We start from the raw sequence: 5,514 nt of genomic DNA, 5'->3' as shown, positions 1-5,514 counted from the left end.
TAGACCAAGCATTATAGTCTAATTTGGCCAGTTAAGTTGTGTAAGTCCCACTAGTCAATAATTACAGCGGTTTTCCTGCACGGTAGACCACAGTAGGGACGTTCCATGGAACTTCTCTACTGGGTTTTAGTTGTGACGATGTGGTTCATAAATTTGAAAAGCGCTGTAAGTTAACAAAACTTTTCTCTTAATTGTATTAATAATTGAACATTTCCGTAAACTGCTCAGACAAAATTGGATAAAATCTTAGGAGTTTATATTTCAACATCCTGAAAAAATATTTATAGCGACTATATATATAGATAGGAGAAAATCGTGAGTGTGAGACGGGATATGAAAATTGCAGCAATAGGAGGAGTAGTAGGTCTGACAATTCCTATAATTTCATTATTAATGGATGTGGGCAGTTTAGGTATTGAGATTGTTCAAAGTTGGTCGCCTTTGTTAGTGAAAAAAACTGACCGCTTTTACTGCGAACTAAGAGAAGATACTAATATAAATGGACAAGTTTGGACGGTCATGTATGACAATGGTAAAAATAGACAACCCTGGTTAGGTATGCTCAGATCGATGGATGGAAACTGGAAACCACTTGAACGATGCGAAAGAGTAGCAGGGCGGTTAAATAGTTTTCGGGAAGATGGTTTAGTTGCTCTGGAATATCGCGATGACTCCAAAACTCCAAACCAAGAGGTTATTTGTGCAAAAACTAAATTAAGTGGTGATGGTTGTCCGTTATTGTTGACTTTGGATGTAGGGGTGGATGGTTATCAGGCGTTGCGAGATATAATTGAAGCGTTACGAAATGGTACGACTGTTTATCAGAATAGTGAAGGAATATTGGCAAAGTCTAATTTTTCTGGAGAGTGAGCTGTGATTTTTTTGGAGTCTTTTTTGGCGAAGGAAGATTCGTTAATGGAAAAATAGAAGGTAATAGTAGGATCGGCAAATGTTGACTTACCTATATTCATAGTTAACTTTGCCATCTTTTCCCAGAGTACATGAATCAAAAAAACAAAGTACATAATATCGGGACTTTAGTAAAAAATATGTTCAAAATAGCATCAAAACCTTACACAGCAATGATTTTACTTTGAATCAACCTGTTTCTTGATATATCTGGGTTTGAGCTATTTTTAGCCTACTGATGTATTTACCTTATCCCTATTGAGCTTGAAGCCATTTTCATTGTCAAAAATATCAAAGTACCGATATTATAGATATAAATAATGAAACACACAAATATTTACACCGAGTTGGAAAAAATACTAATTGGAAAAATTCGGGGTTTGCCTCCAGACAAAGTTTTAGAAATAATAGATTTTGTGGATTTTTGTCTCCGCGACAGCAACAGCAAAATTTGACGGTAGTGCATCAGGAAAGTGTGGGAATGATCAGATGATTATTGTCCCTAAATACTTTCAATCATCATGGAATGTCCTCTATGTGGCCATAAGAAAACTCGCGTGTCATGGAAAAACCAGTAAAGGAAATCAACGATATTACTGTCCTGAATGCCTACAAACTTTCACCGATACTTTTGACACGCTCTACTATCGTCGAAAAATTCAACCTGAACAAATGCGTATGGTTCTACACGCTCACCTTGAGGGTAGTAGTTTAAGAGGCATCACTAGAGCAAAGCACCTAATCTTTAACTGAGATAATTCACAAAACTCACCTCCTAATTCTCATAGCTCAACCTTTCCGAAAACTCCTCACAGAACATTGGATAAAATATTGGGGGGGTCTATTTCGATGCCCTAAAAAAATATTTATAACAACTATCAACTATATATATAGATATAAATAAGGAGAAACTGGTGAGGCTAAATCAAAATACTGTAGCAGTAGCAGGAGTAGGAGTAGGGGTAGCAGGTCTAATAATTGCTGCAATTTCATTATTGATAGATATGGGTAGCTTGGGTATAAAGTTAATGCCAAGTCTACCCCCTTCTGATGTGACAGTGACAAAAACAGACAGCTTTTCTTGCGAGTTACGAGAAGAGACAAATATTTGGACGGTGATGTATGACAATGGCAAGAAAAAACAACCCTGGTTAGAGATTGTGATATCTATGGGAGAAGATTGGTATCCTCCTAGACGATGCGAAAAAATACAAGAGCGGTTAGAATACTTTCGCATTTTCGATTTTAGGGAAACTCAAGAAATTTAGCCGTCACGCACCTTTTTTTTGGATGTTAAGATAATCTGATGGTGCGTTACTACTAGATTTATTTTTGAGGGAGGTTTGAATGTGGCGATCGCCATCTTGAAGTTAGAAGTCAGAAAATTGTAGGGTGTGTGACGGCATCCTCTTTTCAATTTTGGGGAAACTCAAGAAATTTAGCCGTCACGCACATTTTTTTTGGATGTTAGATAATCTGATGGTGCGTTACGCTTTCCTGCTGAATGCTGCGCAAACGCTTTTCATGTCGCGCAGCGTTTCATGTCGGCTCTTAGCCGAAAACACACCCTACTGGACTGATAACTGATAACTGAAATAGCGCACCTTTTTTATAGATAATCTGATGGTGCATTAGGCTGAAAGTTAACTAAAGTTTGATAGATAAAATATATCGAACGTTCGATATATTTTATTCGACTTTAGGAGGAAAGCTGATAACTGATATAGAATCCCGATAATTACTATAGCCTGCGTCATTGCGACTGGAACGGAGTGGAAGGAAGCAATCTCAGAGGTGCGCCCAGATTGCTTCCCATCGTCGCAATGATGAGTGTTCAACCGGATTCTATATGATAACCTTCTGATGTCTGAGATAAATTGGTTATTAAAAACTGATAACTGATATAGAACAAGTAAGGATAAATAAATTATCCGAAACTAATAACTGATAACTGAATTTGGCGGCTGAAACCTGTAGATGTTACAGTCTACAAGTTTCATTCTCCAGTTGCTTTTCCAACTCCCTTTGTCTGTGACTCTGAGTATTCAGTCGCCTTTCCAACTCCCTTTCTTTTTGCACAGAAACTTGTGGCGTTTGAAAATATCTCAACCCAACAAAAACAACACCACCCCCAAACATCGCCCCACCACAAAACAATTTTAGATAGATAATTACTTAAAATCAAGTTTTTGTTTGTAGTTTTGCTCTAACCCAATATTATTATGGGTTAGAGCAAAACTACGAGCCTAATTATAACTGTTCTACGAGACATGATATCAGGGTTGGGAGACCAAAACCCTACAGTGTCTGTTTGGTTGTCAAGGAGTGATCGCCAAAAAACTCTCATTTTTCTTCTTTGACCTATAACAACTGGAGATTAAAATTCCGTCGTTGAGTATCAAAGGTAATGGGTTTTGAGACTAAACCCCTACAGTTATTTGGACTCTCAAAAAAATGAAAATTCCCCCTCACTTGTAGTAAAATAATAAAGTTGGTAAATTCAATACCTCAAAAGCTTAACTTTACATAGCATCAAACGCACTTTATAAAAATAAAGTTGGTAAGTTTTTGTAAGCAAATTAATAAACTTACATAAAACCTCTATTTTCTCGAATAATAAAGTTGGTAAATTTCTTGGGTTTATAGTTGCCAATATTTAAGAGTATTATCGGTTATTAAGCAGTAAGGATAAACTTAAGATAGTACAAATTCTCCCTTAAGTTTACTAACTTTATTCTTAACTTACCAACTTTATTATCCTTAGGACTTACGCAGAGACCATGTATGTAGTGTTACAAACCATAACGTTATAGTTTTTACACTCTATATATAGTACCCTTGCGTAAGTCCTGATCCTGTTACACACTTCTAAATTCAAGCAATACTGCCCCGCTTCCGAGTCTCCTTATAAGAAGTTCCCACATTTTTCAAACCCGCCTTAATCATTTCCTGCTCCAATAAAGCAAAGAAACTCACCCGATCGCCTCCCCTAACCACCGCCTGATTATGAGCTTCTGCCAATACCACGGGATAACCATAACCTTTTTGCACTTGAGCTAACATCATTCCTAACACTAACTCTAACATTTCTTCATCCTCAGCTACCCATTCAGGTATATCAATTCTGGCAACTTCCGTACCAACATTCACATAACAAAAATAGATAATATTATCCCCATATAAATCCAAAATTCTAGCCGAAGATTGCCATACAGGACTCCTCTGCCCAGGCTGTAATATTGAACCCCAAAATATTACATCTCGCAACGGTTCAAATGACTGACAAGGAGCTTTTTCCGTAAAACCAAATCCCCCTAAACCAACATTCGGACAATAACTAACACAGTCAGGTTCATCATAAATACAAGCCTTTAAACGTAAAAAAGACAAACTTTCACTACTGCGAGAAGCACTCAAATAACCAATCAAAGGAATGCCAGCTAACTTTAATTTATTCCAAGCATCTAAAATCGGATTTAAAATTCTATCCCTGGCTTCAGAAGGCAAAGATTCTAAGAACCAATAAATCAGAGAACCATCAACCATAGCTAATATTGGCGAACCTAAATTATCAGAATTATTTTTCCTCCATTCACAACCTAATTCTGCCAAAACCAAAGCCTCAGAAATAGTCCGTCGATAACCCATCCATTCTTCAGTTTTAATTCCCCATTGTCGAGAAATATAAAGGTCATCTGCCTGATAAAAAATTTCTGGAATACTATCTAAAAGTGGATAAATACTTTCACCATAATGCAACATTACTCGCCCAATATTTAACAAATAACAATAAGCAATTTCATGGTGACTTGGTGCTATTTGAGAACCATCTGTAGCTAAGACTGTATGAATTTTAGGAGGAGAATTAATCAGAGGATAAGTATCTAAAGATTCTATAGGAATAGCAGGATTAAAAAGTATGCGATCGCTCCAACTTTCCTCTAATTCTAATAATTCTTCTTGTTCATTTTTTGCCTCTTCCAATAATTGTTTAGCTATGTCTAACCTATTTTGAGCAGCGATCGCTTCTTTTGTCAGATGTTGGCTCATCCCTTGCATTTGTTGCGCTAGTTTTGTCAGGTCTAGCATAATTTTAATTTCCTATTTTTTAGAGAATTAACGGTACTTTGATATTTTTCACAGTGAAAATGCCTTCAAAGCTAGTAGGGGTAAGGGAAATACGTTGCTCAGGCTAAAAATGGCTCAAACCTAGATATATCAGGAAAAAGGTTGATTAAATGTAAAACCTAGACTATATAAGGGTTTGATGTTGTTCTTAACATATTTTTTGCCAAAGTACCGTTAAGTAGTTGTTGTTTGATGAAAGTAGGGATGTTCCATGTAACTTCCCTACTAAAGATTGTAGCTATTAATTTTGTATTCTATACTTTATGAAAATTGTTCTAACTTAGTAGAATAATACTATTTCCCAATTTTAAGTTTTTTCCTGATTTTTAAGCTACCTTCCTCATTCTAAATTGTGAATTCTCAATTCTTTAAAAGCCCGCCTTTTAAGGAGAAATGTTTTTGGAGTTTTACTCACAATTATCCCTTGAAAAACAACTTCTTAATTCTCAATTCTTTAAAAGCCTACCTTTTAAAGAT

At 36.1% G+C, this 5,514-nt stretch carries 4 protein-coding genes and 1 pseudogene; 4 read left to right on the top strand and 1 reads right to left on the bottom strand.

Features of this window, described 5'->3' with window-relative positions:
* The first annotated feature begins 315 nt into the window (after positions 1–315).
* The 4 genes and pseudogenes from ACP6PM_RS04015 (at position 316) to ACP6PM_RS04000 (ending at position 2,177) form a co-directional block, all read left to right on the top strand.
* Positions 316–870, top strand: a complete 555-nt coding sequence (locus ACP6PM_RS04015; RefSeq protein ID WP_426582052.1) for a COP23 domain-containing protein — start codon at positions 316–318, stop codon at positions 868–870.
* 359 nt (positions 871–1,229) lie between these two features.
* A complete protein-coding gene (locus tag ACP6PM_RS04010) occupies positions 1,230–1,364 on the top strand; it encodes a hypothetical protein (protein ID WP_426582050.1) in 135 nt (44 codons plus the stop codon).
* A 66-nt stretch (positions 1,365–1,430) separates the two neighbouring features.
* A pseudogene (locus ACP6PM_RS04005) lies at positions 1,431–1,659 on the top strand (transposase); the annotation flags it as partial.
* A gap of 164 nt (positions 1,660–1,823) precedes the next feature.
* The gene (locus ACP6PM_RS04000) at positions 1,824–2,177 is read left to right on the top strand and encodes a hypothetical protein (protein WP_426582048.1); all 354 of its coding nucleotides are present in this window, start codon (positions 1,824–1,826) and stop codon (positions 2,175–2,177) included.
* 1,606 nt (positions 2,178–3,783) lie between these two features.
* Here ACP6PM_RS04000 and ACP6PM_RS03995 read toward each other — a convergent pair.
* The gene (locus tag ACP6PM_RS03995) at positions 3,784–4,998 is read right to left on the bottom strand and encodes a DNA double-strand break repair nuclease NurA (RefSeq protein ID WP_426582046.1); all 1,215 of its coding nucleotides are present in this window, start codon (positions 4,996–4,998) and stop codon (positions 3,784–3,786) included.
* Between the last annotated feature and the right edge of the window lie 516 nt (positions 4,999–5,514).

Source organism: Dapis brunnea BLCC-M229 (assembly GCF_050015995.1).
GTDB lineage: Bacteria > Cyanobacteriota > Cyanobacteriia > Cyanobacteriales > Microcoleaceae > Trichodesmium.
This window is presented reverse-complemented; position numbering and strand designations above follow the sequence as displayed.